The organism is Rothia sp. LK2492, from assembly GCF_040946345.1.
GTDB lineage: Bacteria > Actinomycetota > Actinomycetes > Actinomycetales > Micrococcaceae > Rothia > Rothia endophytica.
The window spans coordinates 91,475-108,983 of the sequence record NZ_JAYWLX010000007.1; the positions used below are offsets into that span (position 1 = coordinate 91,475).

A 17,509-nucleotide genomic window follows, 5' to 3' on the forward strand; every position below is an offset into this window, starting at 1 on the left:
CCCTTAGCTTTATCTTCCGCGCCACTGTGAGGTTAGAGCTTGACCCAGGCACCGGGCTTTTTATCGTGGGCCAAAGCCAAATCTTCAAGTGTGCGATATAGGCTAGTGACTCTAATGCCGGGCAGGAAGACAGTGGTTTCGGTAGGCATATGAAGCCTACCGTGATGAACCTTTAGCCCCTGGGACCGCACTCTGTGTGGGACATAAAGGTGCACATACTCAGGGACGCCGCTCGTGGGCAAACCGTGAATAAGAGCAGCTGTTTGGTGAGAAAAAATTGCTCCCGGAAGTGTGTCAGCTAGCCCGATGATACGCGCCAGATACTGCTCTTCTTCGGTGAGTTGAGCCCAATAACGGGTGCGCATGTATTTGCCCCGCGTCAAGCGTTGATAAACGCCCCGCCCCAATCTAGATTCAAAGGGATACCTGCCGCCCAGTTCCTCAAGAAGGTCTGTGTAATCAAGAACGTTGTCTGAAATATCTTTGAACTTAGTCATGACAGCAGGTTAGCCATGGCCCATGTAGACAGGGGCAGCATCGCCATCCTGTGGATGAAGCGACACTACCCCTGCCGGTAGGTTTACTGGTGGCCGCAGATCAATGGTGAAAAGAAGACAGGTTGATGACTAGTCTTACCTAGTTATCAACAGTTCTTCTTCACCGTGTGATCCGGCCACAGTAGATCGGCTAGCCGCGGTAGGCAACTCCTGCCAGCGGAGTGGTTTCAAAGTTCCACATGGTCACCTTTCGTACCCTTATTTCGCTACGTTGTGCTGTGCGAGACGTAGGATAGCCTCCCCAGTTTCCACCTGCCTGCAGGCAGATTCGTAGATCAAAGGGGGTACGAGCCGGGTAAGCAGCTCCCCACGCTTTGGGCCTATCAGCACGAGTGATGCGATGAATTTCTTTGCGATCCAGATAAATGATGATTTCCTGGTCGCTCTTGAACATCCCATACGTATGAAAAGTGGTGCTCAAAGGTTTTTGGGTGTTCGGGCTAATAAGTTTGCTGGAGTGACGGTAGTCAGCAGTTTTAGATAGTGTGCGGTTCTGAGTAAAGTGAACCGTTGAAGTGAATCCTTCAGCCCTTGAATGGCGGGTCTCGGCGCCCTCGTGACCAAAAGCCTCTGCAGGGTCAATCTCACCGCCGACCCCACTGGCGAAGGGGCGAGACCAGATACCGCTCCATACACCGGCACTAATATGAGGAGCTGTAGGCAGGATTGCCTCCACCTCATAGGCTCCATAGGTAATACCGTAGGCAGGTTTGGTGGAAATCCAACCAGTATCCCACCAGCGTTGCGTTTTCGTATCACCGCTGAATGTGCGAGGTTTTGAACGCTTCGTCATCGCAACCACCAGCTCATTGTTTCGAACTGAGACCTGTTTGCCGCGGATTACACCACGGTCATATTTAACGTAATCATCGTGTTGAGCTCCCCACACATTCCATACTTTAGTGTTTATACCGTTACGGAAGGTATCAACATAAACGGGCTTCAGCGCGAGTACTGAAGATTTCATTGGAGTCCCCCTGAAAAAAAGGCTAGGTATCGGCATATGTAGCCAACCTAGCCCTGTAATTGTAGCTAAACCGTTTGTTTACAAATGGGGTGCAAAAAAGCCCCTCTCACTAGTTTATCTAGTGAGAGGGGCCTTGTCTGTCGCCCTTATTGACCACTATTCCAGTAAATATCCGACAGGGGTAGAAACTGAGAATCTGCGCCGAATCAGGGATTCTCGCGCCAGCACTCGGACAACTGGTGCGAACACCTTGCCGGACGACGCTCAAACCTCTCGCGCCGTCACGGCTCCTCGCCGCAAGTGGAAGCCCCTGAACAACGAAGCCGGCGCGCGTCGTCCGTCGCCAGCCGATGACGGCAGAGCAGGTGAGCGAAGCTGCCCGCTTGTACGATTCTGGCCTCTCCTTGTCACAGGTTTCCGAAGCCCTGGGAGTAAACCGGGAAACAATGCAGGTAGCGGGCGTCAAAGTTCGCCCGGCTACGGGAGCGGAGTGGGCTTAGGCGGCTCGCTACTGAAGAGCAGTTACGTGCTCTTCAAGGCGTGAGCAGACATGGGATAGACGCGCGAGGGAGGCATTGGTGCCCTGGGCGAGAGTGGTCATCCGCAGTATCGCCAGCACCATGAACTCGAAGTGGGTGATATCCGAGTCGCGTTGCATCTGAGCATCGAGAGCCGGTGGCAGCAACTCAATCACTCGGATGAGTCCACGCCATGCCCAGGACTCAAGCTCGTCCATACTCGGCATCTGGCAATCCATGCGAGCAGTTTAACTAACTTTGCTTGTTGCGATAATTATCCCCTGTTATACTTGACATTACAAGTAATATTCTGGATTGGCGGCCTTACTCCCGTCACGCGAGGGTCCCGACGCTTCCACTCGCAGAACGGAACCGTCAAGCTCATCGGCGCGATCGAGGTCCTCGGCTCCGTTGGCCTCATCGCCCCCCTGGTGACCCACATTCGTCGCAAGAACCCCCCGCAGTTCCCCGCCATTCTCGGCGTGCTGGCCGTTGCCAGCGCAGTGCTCGGGTTCATCGTCCTCACCCATTAAGTCGTCAACAACTAAGGAGAGTCCCATGTCGGATTCATTAATCGCCGTCACCGGCGCCACCGGCCACCTCGGCAGCCTCGTCATCGACAAGCTGCTCGAGTCCCGACCGGCGGCAAGCCTGGTCGCAATCGTGCGTGACCCGGCGAAAGCGCAGCCCCTGGCGGAAAAGGGTGTGCAGGTACGCGTCGCCTCGTACGTAGACCGCGCCGCCCTGGAGTCGGCACTGACCGGCGTGGAGACGCTGCTGCTGGTCTCGGGTAGCGAGGTCGGACAACGGGTACCTCAGCACGTCAACGTCATCGACGCCGCTCGGACCGCGGGAGTGGGTCGCGTCGTCTACACCAGCGCATCCAAGGCGACCACGAGCGAGCTCGTGCTCGCGCCCGAGCATAAGGCCACCGAAGAATACCTGACTGCGTCAGGACTGGACTACACGATCCTGCGCAACGGCTGGTACACCGAGAACTATCTGCCGCAGGTGGCGACTGCCCGCCAGACCGGAGCCGTTGTCGCGGCGGTCGGCGACGGACGCGTCGCGAGCGCCTCCCGGCGCGACTATGCCGATGGTGCCGCCGCCGTGCTGGTCGGTGAGAGTCATAGTGGCAAGGTGTACGAGTTCTCCGGAGACCAGGCGTGGGATTACGACGAGCTTGCGGCCACAATCGGGCACATCATCGGGAAACCTGTTACTTACCAGCGCGTGGACGGGCGGACGCTTGTCGAGATACTCGTCGGGACTGGGATGCCCGAGGAGGTCGCGCAGTTTATGGCGGCCCTGGATGAGAACATCGCCGATGGTCTCCTCGCGGGCACGACTGGCGAGCTCTCTACGCTCATCGAGCGGCCCACCACCAGCCTCAAAGACGGACTCCTCGCCGCACTGGTCTAAACTACCCGGCCAGCGCCCGAGCACATACGCCGCCAATTCAACCAGATGCTCTTCGAACGCATTTCGGATTATATTGGAGCTTGTAGCCACTTCTCCAGCCCCGTCCAGCGTGGCCGTGTCCGCAGTATGCAGTGACGTGTCTTACTGTGTCCTGTGATACGATCGTGCCCAAGGTCACGGCCCACGCGACCTAGAAAGAGGTGACGTCATGAGCGTAACAAAGGGACTATTGGTCACGTTGGAGGCCCTACCCGGTAAGGAAGATGAGGTCCAGGAATTCCTCGGCATCGGGCGAGGGCTCGTCGAGGAGGAACCGGCCACCGTCGCGTGGTTCGCGATCCGTCTTGGACCGTCCTCATTCGGGATCTTCGATGTGTTCCCCGATGACGCCGGCCGCGACGCGCACCTGTCGGGCGCAGTCGCAACCGCTCTCGGCGAACAAACCGGCAAACTGTTCAGCGAGCCCACGATCGAGAAGTTGGACGTCCTGGCTTCTAAGCTCCCCGCCTAAGACCACGAATTCGTCGAGTGTGTCGCTGTGCGATCTGAACATCGCACAGCGACACCTTTATCCGCGACGTGCTCGGCCCGTTCCAGTTGCAACCATGGTCCCGCCAGCGTCGCCCGCACCGGGCCCTAGACCGATCACGCGGTCGTCCGCCGCAATGACACGCATATCGAGCTCTACTGCGACAACAGTATTACCCGCCTCGACGAGCGTCTGAAGATGCGCGACCAGGCGATCCGTGCCGGCGCAGTAAAAACCCGACGTCGGCTCGTCCACAACGTACAGCGTGTCCCCACGCTACAACTCGGTAGCCAGTTTAACGCGCTGCCCCCCCCCCGAGAGCTCAGTTGCCGGTTGACCCTGTCGAAGGTCATCGAGTCCAACGCCTGACAAAGCGGCTAGGGACCGAGTGATCTCCTCATCGCCCACGAAGAAGAGGTTCGCCTCCTCTAGGCTCATCGACAACACGTCCGTGACCGTACGCCCCCTCTATATGACCTCGAGCGTTGACGCCTTGTATCGGGTGCCGTGGCAGTCTGGGCATTCGGTACACGCTGAAGGCAGGAAGAGGAGCTCGACCATCACCGATTCCTCACCCTCACAGGTTGGGCAGCGCCCGCCAGTGACATTGAAGGAGAATCGGCCAGGCTTATACCCGCGCAAACGAGCTTCCGGGGTGTCTGCAAATCGACGGCGGACGTGGTCGAATAGGTCCGGTGTAGGTGGCAACGTTCGACCGCGGCGTCCGGCCGATGTCAACCAACCAATCCGCATGCCACATCACAGCCACGGAGTGTTCGACGATGAACAGGCTGTTCCCTCGCCCCCCCTGAGTCCATCCAGGATCCCGAGGAGCGCCGCCACATCCTGCGGATGTAGCCCCGCTGACGGTTCGTCGAGGATGTAGACCACCCCGAACAGATCAGAGCTGAGTTGCGTCACGAGCCGTAACCGCTGTAGCTCACCACCAGAGAGCGTCGGCGTCGTCCGACTCAATGAAAGGTAGCCCAGCCCCAAATCGACCAGTGGACGAAGTCGCTGCGACACCCCCGCGGCGAGCTCGACCGCAGCAGCACGCTTTCTCTGGTGAGGGACGTACTGTGTGTCGCACATTTGACGCGGAGGCCTGCGAGGACCCGCCACCAGCGATTTGATCAGCGCCTCGGGCTTCAGCCGTTTGCCATGACAGACCGGGCAGATCGCAGCTTTGGACTCGGAGAAGGTGAGCCTGGAGTGGACCGGAACGAAGGGGGTCTCATCGGTGTAGAGAATCCAGTCCCGATCCTCTTTCGGAAGGTCCCGCCACGGCTCATCGTGTCACCTCCCCTCGAGTGGGGAAGCCGGAGCGTCGTCGCGTTTCTGTTCGATTCAGACACGCACGTCGGAGACGGCGAACTTCAGGTGTATGCCGAAGCGGTACGCGGGCGGGCCGAGGCCGCGGGTGCGCCAGTCGTAGATCGTCGAGACGGGGATGCCCAAATACGTGGCCAGCTCGCCGACATCGCTTGCGGGAAGCTATTAATCGATCGCCCCAGCGCAGCTCCGCTCAGTCCGGGGCGAGTCGGATCGCCAGGGTCAGGTTATGGCGCGCTTGAGCCCCGTCGACACGGGCGAGCGCGAATGCTGCGATGACGAGCGCGACGATGTTCTCCCTCAGATCATCCGTCTGCGCGGGTGACGATGCGGGGCGCTGGGCGCGCACGCCCCGCCCGATCGCCGAGGCGAGCTCGGCCCGATAATCGGCGACGACCCGAACCACGGCGGGGTCGCGAGCGATCGACTCTCGCGCGGTGTTCACCAGAAGGCATCCGTTGGTGGCGGACATGGAGTCGAGATTCTCGAACGCGTCCCGCAGCCCGGTCAGGTAGCCCGTGAGGGCATTGGGTGCGACCGGGTCGTCTTGGAGGGGGCGCAGGCGGGGGCGGATGACCTCGTCGAGGTACGACTGAACGGCCGCATCAAAGAGTCCGCGTTTGGAGCCGAAGGTGTTGTACAGGCTGGAGCGGCGGATACCGGTGGCGTCCTCGAGGTCAGGGATAGAGGTGCCGTCATAACCGTGTTCCCAAAAGACGGTGCGGGCGGCGCGCACAACGGTGTCGCGGTCGAAGGTCTGCGTTCGGGCCATGGTCTACCTCACTCTTTCCGTAACGATCAGTCCAGTATATACTGGAAGAGTCATTACAGAACGAGCGGGAGCCCAGTGAGGGGAAACGCATCATGGTCATCGCAGGTCTCGTGCTTGCCGGGTTGGCGGCGCTGATCCACGTCTACATCTTCTACATGGAGTCCATCGCCTGGACGGGCGCGAAGGCACGCGCCACGTTCGGCACCACGATAGAGGAGGCCGAGGCGACCAAGAGCCTCGCGTTCAACCAGGGCTTCTATAACCTGGTCCTCGCGATCGCCGTCGCCGTCGGCATCATCTTCTTCGCCTCAGGCGCGACCGCGGTCGGCGCAACCCTTGTGCTCACCGGTGCCGGGTCGATGGCTGCCGCAGCACTCGTACTTTTTGCCTCCAGCCCTGACAAGCGGGGCGCGGCTCTCAAGCAGGGTGTCCTGCCGCTGCTCGGTGTCATCGCCTTGATTATCGGGCTTGTTTTCTGACCCTCACGCTCCGTTCGGGATCACGGTTCGATCCCCCAACGCATCCATCTACACGTCACAAATACGCAGGAGTACACCGCACATGTCCACGCCTATCAGTACCCAGATTCAGCTCGCTGCCCGCCCGGAGGGCTGGCCTACCCACGACGATTTCCGCACCGTGACGGTGCCGTTGGGGCAGCTTGAGGCCGGGCAGGTGCGGGTGCGCAACGAGTTCGTGTCGGTCGACCCATACATGCGGGGCCGAATGAACGATGTCCGCAGCTATGTCGCCCCGTATCAGCTCGGTGAGACGATCACTGGCGGTGCAATCGGCCGCGTCATCACCTCGGAGGCGTCGGAGCTGCCGGTGGACACCCTCGTGCTGCACCAGCACGGGTGGAGCGACGTCGTGCAGGATACCGCCGCGACGTTCCGTGCCGTGCCGGATCTGCCCGGCGTGTCCTCCTCGCTGCGCCTGCACATCCTCGGGATGACGGGGCTGACCGCGTATGTCGGGTTGACCGCGATCGCGAACCTCCACCCGGGTGAGACGGTGTTCGTCTCCGGTGCGGCCGGTGCGGTGGGCACAGCGGTCGGGCAGATCGCGAAGCTCCTCGGCGCGGGCCGGGTCATCGGTTCCGCCGGCAGCGACGAGAAGGTCGCTCTGCTGACCGAGAAGTACGGCTACGACGCGGCGTTTAACTACAAGAACGGTGACGTGCGCGGCCAGCTCGCGCAGGCCACGCCCGAGGGCATCGACGTGTTCTTCGATAACGTCGGCGGCGACCACCTCGAAGCCGCCCTCGACGCCTTCAACGACGGCGGACGAGCAGCCCTCTGTGGGGCGATCGCCGGATACAACACCACCGAACGCGCCCCCGGGCCGGACAACCTCGCCAACATCATCACCCGCGCCCTCACCCTGAAGGGCTTCACCCTGGCCGCGTACCTGCACCTGGGTGCGGAGTTCCAGGAGAAGATCAACCCGTGGTTCGCCGCCGGGAAGATCGCCTACGACGAGACCATCGTCGATGGCATCGACCACACCGTCGACGCGTTCCTGGACATGATGCGCGGCGCCAACACCGGCAAGATGCTCGTCCGCATCCCCGCCGACACCGAGAGCGAGAGCGAGGCGGACGCGTGAACGACGACAGCCTCGTCGTTCACGTCGACGGCGGCCTCGTCCGGAGGCAATGATCCGGCGGAGTGGAAACCTGGCGCGGGGTCCCGTTCACCGCACCTGTCACCGGCCAGCTGCGCCTGCGAGGCCCGCAACCGGCGGAGCCATGGGATGGCGTGCGGGACGCGACCCAATCCGGGTCCAATCCTCGCCAGCGGATCGGAGTGGGCGCGACACACCGCGTAGACGTTCGATCTGACTCTGCGTCAACCTTTCCTGATAGCACAGAGGCAGCTCCGGTTTCGTGAGAGCCTCCGAACACAGGGAACGATGCCGTGTATCGTCTCTCCCCGCCCGCGATCCATATCTGCGAAGGGCGAGCAATCGCCGAAATGTCGACCGCAGTAAGATCTCAGATCGATTGGGAAGGACTACCTGCACGCCTTCCCATTCACTCGACTGAAAAACAGCCTCGCCTGCCAGGCGGATACCTGGTCAAACTAAGCGTTTGACGAGTTCCAGGAACGTGTCACTCCCAGCCTGCCATTCCTGGGCAGCAGATCGCGATCAGCCCCGCGGCGCAGCGTCGCATGAGCCCAGTTAATCGACTACTCGCCATCCACCTATCCCAAATGGACACACAATCGCCGCCGAGCTTGTTGGTAACGGCCCACCTCGCCTCGCGGCTGCCTTCTACGCGGATCAACGCGACTGCGGAGCCGAACTTTGTTAGCTGAGCCGCATCTGTACCCGGTCGGAAATCCCGACATGCGGGGTATGTTCGAGAACATGTCGAGGGGGTCGGTGGCGTTAGTAGAGTTGGACGTGCCTCGCACCGCTCTCGGTCAGAGCCCGCGGAGTGCGCCTTCCAGCTCGCGCTCTGTATCGCGGTCGGCCTGGACACCAGCGGCGAGCTACCTTAGGCGAACTCGGTGACCCCCGGGCCCTAGATGCCCATTTCCTGTGGGGCCCCTCTAGCTGGTATGCGGAGACGTCTTCGGAGGGTACGGAAGCCTTTACGACCTGTGTGATCGCTAAGACGATCGCCGCGACTTGAATCGGCCTGACTCTTTCTCCGTCACGATTGGAACGAGAGTCAGGCCGATTCAGTTCAACGCATGAGTCCGAGCCGGTCGCGCCCCTGTGTCCGGTGCGTGTTTGCCGCTGACGCCTGCGCGGCAATGTCGCGAAGCCGTGTCAGCGCAGCAGCTGCCCGTGCGAAATTGATCTTCTGAGCATCACTATCCGGGGCTCGACCTAGTGGCGATTTCGCAGTGTCCCGTAACGATCGCGGTACGCCGCTACCGTGCGCGCTTCGCGGCGCCACGTCGCCGTTGCTCGCTGTTCGGCAGGTGACTCTCCGAGTCCAAGCGCCCAGTCCTGCTTCTCGCTGACAGCGCGGTCGAGTATCTCGTTAGCACGTTGCTCAATGAGCTCCCGGCACTCGGTGAGAGCATCCTGCATCTCGGCGCTCATCTCACCAGTGGCCTCGGGGATCAAGCCCGCGATCAGCTGAGGCGCCTTGCGGGCGCGGCCTGATCCTGCCGGTCGTGCGGTGGCTCGTGCGAGGCGATAGTGAAGCACGGAGGCGATGTCGTCAGCGTCGCCGAACCCACCAAGAGCCGCAAAGAACGCCGCGTGCCGATCCTGGAGCCGCTGCGTCCTGTGCTCGAACGCCTCGCAGAGGGGAAAGAGCCCGACAATCAGCTCCTGGTCGGACCGAAGGGCGGCGTGTTGACGACGGCGACGGTGCGGGATGCGACGAACTGGGACACGATCGTCGCGAACCTCGGCCTGCCCGACCTCACCCGTCACGGCCTCCGACACACGGGTGCGACGTGGATGGCCGACGCCTGTGAGGGCTGAAACGATGCTGGGAGCGGTTCTGGCCCCCTTTTGGTCCCCTTATGCACAGGCCGGCCCATTTCGGCCCGATCTCCGGTGCCCAAGAGCCAGCCCGGAACCGGTCAGGGGGACCAACAAAAACCCGTCGACGGAAACGATGAAGCCCAGGTGAGAAACCTGTTCTCACCAACGAAAAAATCGCGGAAACCTTTAAGTTTCCGCGATTTCTTAGTCGGGTTGACAGGATTTGAACCTGCGACCCCTTGACCCCCAGTCAAGTGCGCTACCAAGCTGCGCCACAACCCGATTGTCTCTGTTTAGCCTTGCGGCTTCCCTGAGCACTCGTATTACTATACACAGTTTTTTCTGACTGTGCCAAATTCTGCGAGGCCCTTTTTAGGAGTTTCACGACGCGTTCTCCATCACACCTCAACCTGCCTGAACAGTGAAATATTCTGCAGGAAGTAAAGCCGGGGTAGAGCTCCTAGCGAGCCCTCCCCCGAACGATTACTACCGGTTCCGGTCTTCTGCCCTAGCGGCGTCCACCCTTAGAACTCTTGCTAGCTTGACGCTCACCGAGAGTTCGGCGCTCGCGCACACGCATGGTGATTTCAATGGGAGTGCCGGTGAAGTCGAAGGTTTCACGCAGACGGCGCTGGATGAAGCGGCGGTAGCCGGGGTCCAGGAAACCGGTGGTGAAGAGAACGAACTTAGGCGGGCGGGATGAAACCTGGGTGCCAAAGAGGATGCGGGGCTGCTTACCGCCACGCAGGGGGTGCGGGTGGGCAGCAACGATTTCACCCAGGAAGGCATTGAGGCGACCGGTGGGGATGCGGGAATCCCAGCTATCCAGCGAGTGTTCCAGCGCTGGGACCAGCTTGTCCTTGTGCCAGCCAGTTTTTGCCGAAATATTGACGCGAGGTGCCCACTTGATATGGGCCAAATCGCGGTCAATTTCGCGCTCTAGCAGCTCACGGCGGTCTTCATCGAGGGTGTCCCACTTGTTGAAGACCAGCACCATGGCACGGCCAGAATCGATACCCATCTGGATGATACGAACGTCCTGCTCAGAGATCGGCTCTGAAACATCCAGCAGTACCACGGCTACCTCAGCACGCTCAATGGCAGTCTGGGTGCGCAACGAGGCGTAGAAGTCTGCGCCCTTGGCCATGTGAACGCGGCGGCGGATACCGGCGGTGTCAACGAAACGCCAGGGACGTCCACCCAGCTCCACGATCTCGTCCACGGGGTCGCGCGTGGTGCCTGCCAGTTCGTTCACCACGGCGCGCTCTTCGCCTGCCAGCTTGTTGAGCAGTGAGGACTTACCGACGTTGGGGCGACCGATTAGGGCGACGCGGCGGGGGCCACCGAGAGCTTCGGGCTCAGCGTACTGGGAGTGCTCGGGCATAACCTCTAGCACGGCGTCCAGCAGGTCAGCCAGACCGCGACCGTGCAGACCAGATACCGGGTAGGGCTGGCCCATACCTAGTGCCCAGAGAGCGTGTACGTCCGGCTCCTGGTGGGTATCATCGATCTTGTTGGCAATCAGCAAGATGGGCTTATCCACGCGGCGTAGCATGCGCACAATGGCCTCATCGGTTGCCGAAATGCCGACCAGGGCGTCAACTACCAGCAGTACAACATCGGCGTGTGCCACAGCAATTTCTGCCTGTGCAGCAACCTGAGCATCTATACCCTTAGCATCGGCTTCCCAACCACCGGTATCGACCAGGGTGAAATCTTTACCAGACCATTCGGCTTTGTAAGAAACGCGGTCACGGGTAACGCCAGGTTTATCTTCAACCACTGCTTCGCGTCGGCCCAGAATACGGTTGATGATGGTGGATTTACCGACGTTGGGGCGACCGACAATCGCCACCACGGGGTCAGCTTCTTGGTCATCGTCCTCATCCACGTCGAAGCCCCAGGCGCTCAGCATGGCGCGGTCTTCTTCGTTGAGGTCGTAGTCCTGTAGGCCTGCTAGCAGGGCTTCAGCGCGCTGGTCAGCAGTTTCATCATCAATCTCAGCTAGGCGTTCTGAGACGTCATCCTCACCGCCGCCCAGAAATTTTACTTCGTAGTCATCATGGGGTGCTTGTTCTTCTGCCATGTGCCTCTCCTTCTATCCCTGCTGCGGCACATGCCGCAGCAGATTCTTCGTTCTTGTGTAGTCTAATCGATGGTGCGAACGGGCTCGCCGTTAGCGGCCCAAAGCAGTATTAACTGCCGCAATCACTGCATCGATGGTTTCTTCAAAGTTTAGGTCGCTGGAATCCACCAGGGTGACACCGGGGGCTGCTTCGGTGAAGCTAGTGGTCTTTGAATCCTTCTTATCACGCTCTGACACCTGATGAACCAGCTGATCTTTGTTCTGGGTACCCCCCAGCTGAAGGCCGCGGCGAGCCAGACGCACCTCTTCACGAGCGGTGAGCAACACACGAGCATCCGCATCGGGGGCGACCACGGTGGTGATATCGCGCCCTTCGGCTACCATGCCATTCTGTGCCTCAGCAATAAAGCGGCGTTGCAAGTCAATCAAAATCTGACGTACTTCCAGGTTGGAAGCAACCGATGAGACGGCTTCAGAGATACGGGGCTCGCGGATCGCTTCTCGTACGTCCGCTCCCCCCACCTCAATGATCTCTTCATCGGGGCTGGTGCCCTGCACGTAAGGGAAAGTACGAGCGGCGGTAACCAGCGCTGTGGCGTCCTCTACGTCTACTTTTTCGTTCAGGCAGTACCAGGTCAGGGCACGGTACATAGCACCCGTGTCCAGGTATTCCAGGTTGAAGTGGCGTGCAACTGCCTTAGATACCGAGCTTTTACCCGAGCCGGAGGGGCCGTCGATTGCAATAACAAGTGTGTCAGTCATAGTTTTACCTTACGTGACAACCTTCCAGCCGCGGCCGGTAAGATCATCAACTAGTTTTTCGTGTTCACTAGGGTTAACAGAAATTTCTGCCATACCTACGGGGGCACCTGGCGAGTGTTCCAGCCGTAGATCTTCGAGGTTGACGCCCAGCTCGCCAATCTCGTGCAGTAGCCGAGATAGCGTGCCGGGGGTGTCATCCACCAGCACGGTGAGCTGGGTAAAGGCGCGTGGTGCCCCGCCGTGCTTACCCGGAATGCGGGCTACACCGTGGTTGCCTTCACTCATCAGCTGGGCAATATCGAGCCGGGATCCTGAGTCTGTAGGAGCCTCAAGCGTTGAAATAAGACGCTCTAGGTCTTCCCGTACCCCGTAGAGAGTTTGAACGACAGGCTGCGCGTTGGCCGCCAAAATCTGCACCCAGAGGTTGGGGTCGGACGCCGCGATGCGGGTGGTATCGCGCAGCCCCTGCCCTGCCAGCCCGAGTGCGTAGAGCGGAGTGTCCTGCAAGCGGGAAGCTAGCAGGGAGGACATCACCTGGGGGACGTGAGAAATCAGTGCCACGGTGCGGTCGTGCTCGCTGGCGTCCAAGAAGGTTACAGTTGAGCCCAGCTCAACGGCTACCTGCTGGGCTAGTTTAACCAGTTCCCGGCGCACCAGTGGGTGCTCGCAAAGGACCCAGGGGCGGGCTGCGAAGAGCTCGCCGCGGGCAGCTACCGGCCCAGATTTCTCGCGGCCAGCCATGGGGTGGGTGCCCAGGTAGCGGGTAGCATCAGCACCCGAAGCCAGCACATCAGCCAAGATGGCGGACTTCACCGATGCCAAATCAATGACGAAAGCCTGCGGGTATTCGCCCAGAGCCTTAACGACCAGTTCAGCGGTGACATCCGGTGGGGCTGCCACCACTACCAGTTGCGGTTCTAAAACGAAGCCGGCTTCTGCGCCCCACTCTTCTGCAACAGCTCGCAGGGAGGTACCGGCCCCAATATCCTCAGCGACAGCCTCAACCGTAGGCGAGATATCGCTGATATAAACCGTGTAGCCCAGGTTGCGCAGCCCCAGCCCGGCAGATGCTCCCAGGAGCCCCGCGCCAATCACCAGCACGGGGCCGGTCAGTGTAGCCGAGAAAGCGCTCATTACATATCCACCGATGCCAGCAACTTACCGATTTCTACCTTAGAGAGATTACGCACGGTACCCTGCTTCTGTGAGCCGATGTGTAGCGGGCCCATCTCTACACGGACCAGCTTCTCGACGGGGTAGCCTACCTGCTCGAACATACGGCGAATAATGCGGTTCTTGCCGGAGTGGATGGTCACTTCAACCAGCACGTGGCCGGGAGTAGAGTCAACCAGCTTGAACTCGTCCACGCGGGTTACGCCATCTTCAAGGCGCAGACCCTTTTTCATGGCAGCGCCGATACCGGGCTCCATAGGGCCGGGCACCTGCACCAGGTATGTCTTGGGCACCTCGTAGGAGGGGTGGGTCAGGCGGTTAGCCAGTTCACCGTCGTTGGTCAGCAAGAGCAGACCCTCGGTTTCGACGTCTAGGCGGCCTACGTGGAAGACGCGCTCGGTCATGGATGAGCGCAAAAAGTTGCTGATGCAGGGGCGGCCATCGGGGTCTTCCATGGATGAGACAACGCCCTTGGGCTTGTTGAAGACCATGTAGACCAGCTTGTCGTTGGTCTGGATGGTCATGCCGTCTACCTGGATGCTGACCTTATTGGGGTCAACGCGCACGCCCAGTTCGGTGACCAGCTGGTCATTGACGGTCACGCGGCCTTCTTCAATCATTTCCTCACAGACGCGGCGGGAGGCCACGCCGGCTGATGCCATGAGCTTCTGCAGGCGGACGCCCTCGTGGTCGTAGAACTCGTAGTGGTCTACCGGTGCGTTCTTAGGACGGCGGGGGCGGTGGGGGCCAAAGTTTTTGGTAGCGCGGTGGTTGGGGCGAAATTCGCCCATCTCACCGGCGAAGGGCTGACCCGAACGGAACCTGGGGCCTTTACCGGTACCGGCCTTGCGAGGTCCGCCAGCAGTGCCGGGCTTGGCGCCGCGGTTGCTCTTGAAGCCGCCGCCGGATGAACCGCCGCGGCCACCTTCACCGAAGGAACCGTAGCCGCGCTCTGAACCACCGCGTGAAGACCCACCGCGCTCTGAACCACCGCGCGAGGAACCTCCGCGACCGGCACCGCCAGAGCGGCCACCGCCGCGGTATTCGTTGCTCTTGCCGTAGCCGCGTCCTGCGCCGCCACGGCCTGTGTTACCGCTTCGTCCTGAATTGTTTCCATATGCCATTGTGATGACCTCTTTCATTCGTGGGTGGGCGCTTTTTGCGCCCGTTTCGTTGTCTAACCGGGCTGGCCGGTACATCTTTAGGTGGTGGTGAGTTCTGGATCGCTTGCTACCTGGTCCACATCAGGCAGGTAGGGGGCGAGCGCCGGTAATTGGTCAAGGGATTCTAGCCCGAGTTTCTCTAACAGGGTGTCAGTGGTGATGTACTGGGTGATGCCCTTTTCATCGGGCACTGTCTCTGTAATCAACCCGCGGGCTTTGAGGTTGCGGATTGCCGCGTCCACATTCACTCCGCGCACCTGCGCCACGTAGCTGCGGGTGGCAGGTTGCTGGTAGGCAATTACGGCAAGGGTTTCCAATGCCGCCCTGCTGAGCTTGGAGCTCTGAGCGCCTCCCACGAATCGTCCCACCCAGGGTGAGAAGTCCTGCCGAGCGTAGAGTCGCCAGCCTCCGGCGATGCGGCGCAGTTCAAACCCTCGAGGTTCATGCACGGTCTCACCATCGTCATAGCCGTTATATTCACGGTAGAGCTGATCTAGGGCTGTCTCAATAGCAGGTTCTGAGACAATCAGAGCTGCCGAAAATTCCCGTGCTGAAACAGGGACGTCTGCCACGGCTAGAATCGCTTCAATGGCGGCCTTGATCCCGCCGGGTTGAAGTTCTACCCGGGATAGCTGGTTCTCTGCTTGAACCTCTTGTTCTGCCGTAGGTTCTGAGGCTTCCTCATCCCAAGGGTTGTCTTCCTCTACCGAGGCTGGTGAAGCTTCAGCAGCAGAATCTGAACTCTCGTCCTCACTGTCAAAGCCCCATGACCCACTGTTGAGAATATCGAGGTCATTGGCAGTGTAGTCAGGGTGTTGCGCCTTATTCTCACTCATGCGCTCTCCCTTTCCTCGTGTTGAGCAGTGGGCGGCGCGCTGACGGTGATTGGCCCCAGTGTCTGCGGTTGGTTCACGAGCAACGCTCCCTCCTTGAAGAGTTCAAGCACCGCTAAAAACCGCACGATCGCCACCTCTACCGCAGAAGCACCGGTGATGATCTCGGTAAAGGTCACTTTGCCCCGCTCTTCTAGTTGCGCCATGATATGAGCTTCTTCGGCTGCGATAGTCGTTAAGGGTATGTGCAGGTGGTCGGTCTCGACTTCGGAGTTTGGCGTCGAGGAGTCTTCATTATCACGTGCAGGGTTAATCGCTGCAGCCGCAATACGTGCAAACTCTTCTGGGCTCAGGTCAAAGACAAGCTCCGGCAGCACCTTGCTAAAGCGGGGGTCCAGGGCAACGGTACGGGGGAACCGGTGGGCTTCGACAACGTACCGTTCTTCTAGAACAGCAGTCACTTCGCGGTAGGCACGGTACTGCAAGAGCCGAGCAAAGAGCAGATCGCGTGCCTCAAGCAGGTCGGTATTAGCTGAGATGTGCGCGGCACCTCGGGGTAAAAGGCGAGCGGCCTTGAGATCCAGCAGGGTGGCTGCAGTGACCAGAAATTCGCTGGCGGTGTTAAGGCCTCGGTCGGTGTCTGCATCAAAGACACCGCTGATGTAGCTGAGAAATCCATCGGTTACCTCAGCAAGTGCGATATCGGTGATATCCAGTTTCTTGCGGGTAATAAGGTGGAGCAACAGGTCAAAGGGCCCTTCGAAGTTGCTCAGGTGAAGGGCAAAGGGAGCGGACGCCGGTGTCTGCGGGGGTGCGTTGAGCTCTTGTACTGGTGTCGGTACCATCACGGCAGCGAATCTTTCTGTGTCAGTCGGCTCAGGGTGAGACCGGTTGAAACGTATCTTTCTCTATTGTGCCAACTGACCCAGTGGCTTTCAAGGCTTAGTGAGCGATAGCTCGCCCACAGCAACCCCCTAAAGATACACCAGGACGCCCGCTGAGGCGTCCTGGTCTTGAAAGCAAGTGGTGGTAGGTTGCCCTGATGTTAGGGCGCTCCGCCCCGTGAAATGAGTTCTCGGGCCAGCTGGCGGTAGGCGTCCGCGCCAGGGTGATTCGATGCGTAAGAGAGGATGGGCTCTGCGGAAACCGAGGCGTCGGGGAATTTGACGGTTCGTTTGATGACCGTGTCAAAGACCTTGTCGCCGAAGGCATCAACAATGCGGGCTAGCACCTCTTTGGAGTGCAGGGTGCGGGAATCAAACATGGTGGCCAGCACGCCGTCAATTTCCAGCTTGGGGTTGAGGCGGTCCTGCACCTTTTCGATGGAGTCCACCAGCAGGGCAACGGCACGCAGGGCAAAGAATTCGCAGATGAGCGGAATGATAACGCCATGGCTGGCGGTCAGGGCGTTGACGGTCAGCAGCCCCAGGGAGGGCTGGCAGTCAATCAAAATGACGTCGTAGTCGTTTTCGACCCCGCGCAGGGCAGAAGCAAGAACCTGCTCACGGGCGACCTCGTTGACCAGCTGCACTTCTGCCGCCGAAAGGTCAATGTTAGCGGGCAACAGGTCGACGTTGGGCACGCCCGTTTCTAAAATGACGTCACGCACGTTGACCTTGCGGTCCATCATGACGTTGTAGACGGTCAGCTCAAGTTCGTGGGGGTTGGCTCCGAAACCTGCCGAGAGCGCGCCCTGGGGGTCAAAGTCCACCAGGAGAACGCGACGTCCGACTTCAGCCAGTGCAGCGCCCAGGTTGATGGTCGAGGTTGTTTTGCCGACGCCACCCTTTTGATTCACCATCGAAATGATGCGGGCCGGGCCGTGGGTGTCAAGCGGTGCGGGGTCGGGGTAGACGCGCAGGGGGCGGCCGGTGGGGCCGAGCTGCTCTGCTCCGGTTTCAGTCACTGGTACTCACCTTTAGTTTTATTTGAACACTTTTAC

Annotated in this window: 18 protein-coding genes and 1 tRNA gene; 6 read left to right on the plus strand and 13 right to left on the minus strand. The window is 60.1% G+C overall.

Annotated elements, in window-relative coordinates:
• Positions 1-32: 32 nt before the first annotated feature.
• The 3 genes from VVR27_RS08880 to VVR27_RS08890 form a co-directional block, all read right to left on the minus strand.
• Positions 33-497, minus strand: a complete 465-nt coding sequence (locus tag VVR27_RS08880; protein WP_368548023.1) for a hypothetical protein — start codon at positions 495-497, stop codon at positions 33-35.
• 190 nt (positions 498-687) lie between these two features.
• Complete coding sequence (locus tag VVR27_RS08885; protein WP_368548024.1) at positions 688-1,524, minus strand: family 16 glycosylhydrolase; 837 nt, start codon at positions 1,522-1,524, stop codon at positions 688-690.
• A gap of 508 nt (positions 1,525-2,032) precedes the next feature.
• On the minus strand, positions 2,033-2,281 hold the full coding sequence (locus tag VVR27_RS08890) for a hypothetical protein (RefSeq protein ID WP_368548025.1): 249 nt from the start codon (positions 2,279-2,281) through the stop codon (positions 2,033-2,035).
• A 319-nt stretch (positions 2,282-2,600) separates the two neighbouring features.
• Between VVR27_RS08890 and VVR27_RS08895 the strand changes: the two genes are divergently transcribed.
• Both VVR27_RS08895 and VVR27_RS08900 read left to right on the plus strand, forming a co-directional pair.
• Positions 2,601-3,464, plus strand: a complete 864-nt coding sequence (locus tag VVR27_RS08895; protein ID WP_368548026.1) for an SDR family oxidoreductase — start codon at positions 2,601-2,603, stop codon at positions 3,462-3,464.
• Between the two features lie 208 nt (positions 3,465-3,672).
• Entirely contained in the window at positions 3,673-3,975 is a 303-nt protein-coding gene (locus VVR27_RS08900) for a putative quinol monooxygenase (protein WP_368548027.1), read from the plus strand.
• Between the two features lie 1,365 nt (positions 3,976-5,340).
• Here VVR27_RS08900 and VVR27_RS08910 read toward each other — a convergent pair.
• Both VVR27_RS08910 and VVR27_RS08915 read right to left on the minus strand, forming a co-directional pair.
• Complete coding sequence (locus VVR27_RS08910) at positions 5,341-5,463, minus strand: helix-turn-helix domain-containing protein (protein WP_368548050.1); 123 nt, start codon at positions 5,461-5,463, stop codon at positions 5,341-5,343.
• 55 nt (positions 5,464-5,518) lie between these two features.
• Positions 5,519-6,097, minus strand: coding sequence for a TetR/AcrR family transcriptional regulator (locus VVR27_RS08915; RefSeq protein WP_368548028.1), 579 nt, complete (start codon positions 6,095-6,097; stop codon positions 5,519-5,521).
• 92 nt (positions 6,098-6,189) lie between these two features.
• Between VVR27_RS08915 and VVR27_RS08920 the strand changes: the two genes are divergently transcribed.
• The 4 genes from VVR27_RS08920 to VVR27_RS08935 all read left to right on the plus strand — a co-directional run bounded on the left by VVR27_RS08920 (position 6,190) and on the right by VVR27_RS08935 (position 9,547).
• Positions 6,190-6,576: a DUF1304 domain-containing protein gene (locus VVR27_RS08920; protein ID WP_368548029.1), complete on the plus strand. Its 387-nt coding sequence runs from the start codon at positions 6,190-6,192 to the stop codon at positions 6,574-6,576.
• 82 nt (positions 6,577-6,658) lie between these two features.
• A complete protein-coding gene (locus VVR27_RS08925) occupies positions 6,659-7,705 on the plus strand; it encodes an NADP-dependent oxidoreductase (protein ID WP_368548030.1) in 1,047 nt (348 codons plus the stop codon).
• Positions 7,706-7,767: 62 nt separating this feature from the next.
• A complete protein-coding gene (locus VVR27_RS08930; RefSeq protein WP_368548031.1) occupies positions 7,768-7,989 on the plus strand; it encodes a carboxylesterase family protein in 222 nt (73 codons plus the stop codon).
• Positions 7,990-9,256: 1,267 nt separating this feature from the next.
• On the plus strand, positions 9,257-9,547 hold the full coding sequence (locus VVR27_RS08935; protein WP_368548032.1) for a tyrosine-type recombinase/integrase: 291 nt from the start codon (positions 9,257-9,259) through the stop codon (positions 9,545-9,547).
• 211 nt (positions 9,548-9,758) lie between these two features.
• Here the strand turns inward: VVR27_RS08935 and VVR27_RS08940 are convergent.
• From VVR27_RS08940 to VVR27_RS08975, 8 genes are all read right to left on the minus strand, one after another.
• Positions 9,759-9,832, minus strand: a tRNA-Pro gene (locus VVR27_RS08940).
• A gap of 226 nt (positions 9,833-10,058) precedes the next feature.
• A complete protein-coding gene (gene der, locus VVR27_RS08945; RefSeq protein WP_368548033.1) occupies positions 10,059-11,636 on the minus strand; it encodes a ribosome biogenesis GTPase Der in 1,578 nt (525 codons plus the stop codon).
• Positions 11,637-11,726: 90 nt separating this feature from the next.
• Positions 11,727-12,398: a (d)CMP kinase gene (gene cmk / locus VVR27_RS08950; protein ID WP_368548034.1), complete on the minus strand. Its 672-nt coding sequence runs from the start codon at positions 12,396-12,398 to the stop codon at positions 11,727-11,729.
• Between the two features lie 9 nt (positions 12,399-12,407).
• The gene (locus VVR27_RS08955; protein ID WP_368548035.1) at positions 12,408-13,532 is read right to left on the minus strand and encodes a prephenate dehydrogenase; all 1,125 of its coding nucleotides are present in this window, start codon (positions 13,530-13,532) and stop codon (positions 12,408-12,410) included.
• The gene (locus tag VVR27_RS08960) at positions 13,532-14,695 is read right to left on the minus strand and encodes a pseudouridine synthase (protein ID WP_368548036.1); all 1,164 of its coding nucleotides are present in this window, start codon (positions 14,693-14,695) and stop codon (positions 13,532-13,534) included. Before VVR27_RS08960 ends, VVR27_RS08955 begins: the two co-directional genes overlap by 1 nt.
• A 77-nt stretch (positions 14,696-14,772) precedes the next feature.
• Positions 14,773-15,570: an SMC-Scp complex subunit ScpB gene (locus VVR27_RS08965; protein ID WP_368548037.1), complete on the minus strand. Its 798-nt coding sequence runs from the start codon at positions 15,568-15,570 to the stop codon at positions 14,773-14,775.
• Positions 15,567-16,412 carry a ScpA family protein gene (locus VVR27_RS08970; RefSeq protein WP_368548051.1) on the minus strand — a complete coding sequence of 282 codons (846 nt, stop codon included), beginning with the start codon at positions 16,410-16,412 and terminating at the stop codon, positions 15,567-15,569. The genes VVR27_RS08965 and VVR27_RS08970 overlap by 4 nt, the downstream gene beginning before the upstream one ends.
• 200 nt (positions 16,413-16,612) lie before the next feature.
• Positions 16,613-17,473 carry a ParA family protein gene (locus VVR27_RS08975; protein WP_368548038.1) on the minus strand — a complete coding sequence of 287 codons (861 nt, stop codon included), beginning with the start codon at positions 17,471-17,473 and terminating at the stop codon, positions 16,613-16,615.
• Positions 17,474-17,509: the final 36 nt, after the last annotated feature.

What these genes read in the sequence shown, in the direction of transcription:
- VVR27_RS08880 (WP_368548023.1), bottom strand. Translation starts at nt 497, where the DNA reads ATGACTAAGTTCAAAGATATTTCAGACAACGTTCTTGATTACACAGAC.
- VVR27_RS08885 (WP_368548024.1), bottom strand. Translation starts at nt 1,524, where the DNA reads ATGAAATCTTCAGTACTCGCGCTGAAGCCCGTTTATGTTGATACCTTC.
- VVR27_RS08890 (WP_368548025.1), bottom strand. Translation starts at nt 2,281, where the DNA reads ATGGATTGCCAGATGCCGAGTATGGACGAGCTTGAGTCCTGGGCATGG.
- VVR27_RS08895 (WP_368548026.1), top strand. Translation starts at nt 2,601, where the DNA reads ATGTCGGATTCATTAATCGCCGTCACCGGCGCCACCGGCCACCTCGGC.
- VVR27_RS08900 (WP_368548027.1), top strand. Translation starts at nt 3,673, where the DNA reads ATGAGCGTAACAAAGGGACTATTGGTCACGTTGGAGGCCCTACCCGGT.
- VVR27_RS08915 (WP_368548028.1), bottom strand. Translation starts at nt 6,097, where the DNA reads ATGGCCCGAACGCAGACCTTCGACCGCGACACCGTTGTGCGCGCCGCC.
- VVR27_RS08920 (WP_368548029.1), top strand. Translation starts at nt 6,190, where the DNA reads ATGGTCATCGCAGGTCTCGTGCTTGCCGGGTTGGCGGCGCTGATCCAC.
- VVR27_RS08925 (WP_368548030.1), top strand. Translation starts at nt 6,659, where the DNA reads ATGTCCACGCCTATCAGTACCCAGATTCAGCTCGCTGCCCGCCCGGAG.
- der (WP_368548033.1), bottom strand. Translation starts at nt 11,636, where the DNA reads ATGGCAGAAGAACAAGCACCCCATGATGACTACGAAGTAAAATTTCTG.
- cmk (WP_368548034.1), bottom strand. Translation starts at nt 12,398, where the DNA reads ATGACTGACACACTTGTTATTGCAATCGACGGCCCCTCCGGCTCGGGT.
- VVR27_RS08955 (WP_368548035.1), bottom strand. Translation starts at nt 13,532, where the DNA reads ATGAGCGCTTTCTCGGCTACACTGACCGGCCCCGTGCTGGTGATTGGC.
- VVR27_RS08960 (WP_368548036.1), bottom strand. Translation starts at nt 14,695, where the DNA reads ATGGCATATGGAAACAATTCAGGACGAAGCGGTAACACAGGCCGTGGC.
- VVR27_RS08965 (WP_368548037.1), bottom strand. Translation starts at nt 15,570, where the DNA reads ATGAGTGAGAATAAGGCGCAACACCCTGACTACACTGCCAATGACCTC.
- VVR27_RS08970 (WP_368548051.1), bottom strand. Translation starts at nt 16,412, where the DNA reads ATGGTACCGACACCAGTACAAGAGCTCAACGCACCCCCGCAGACACCG.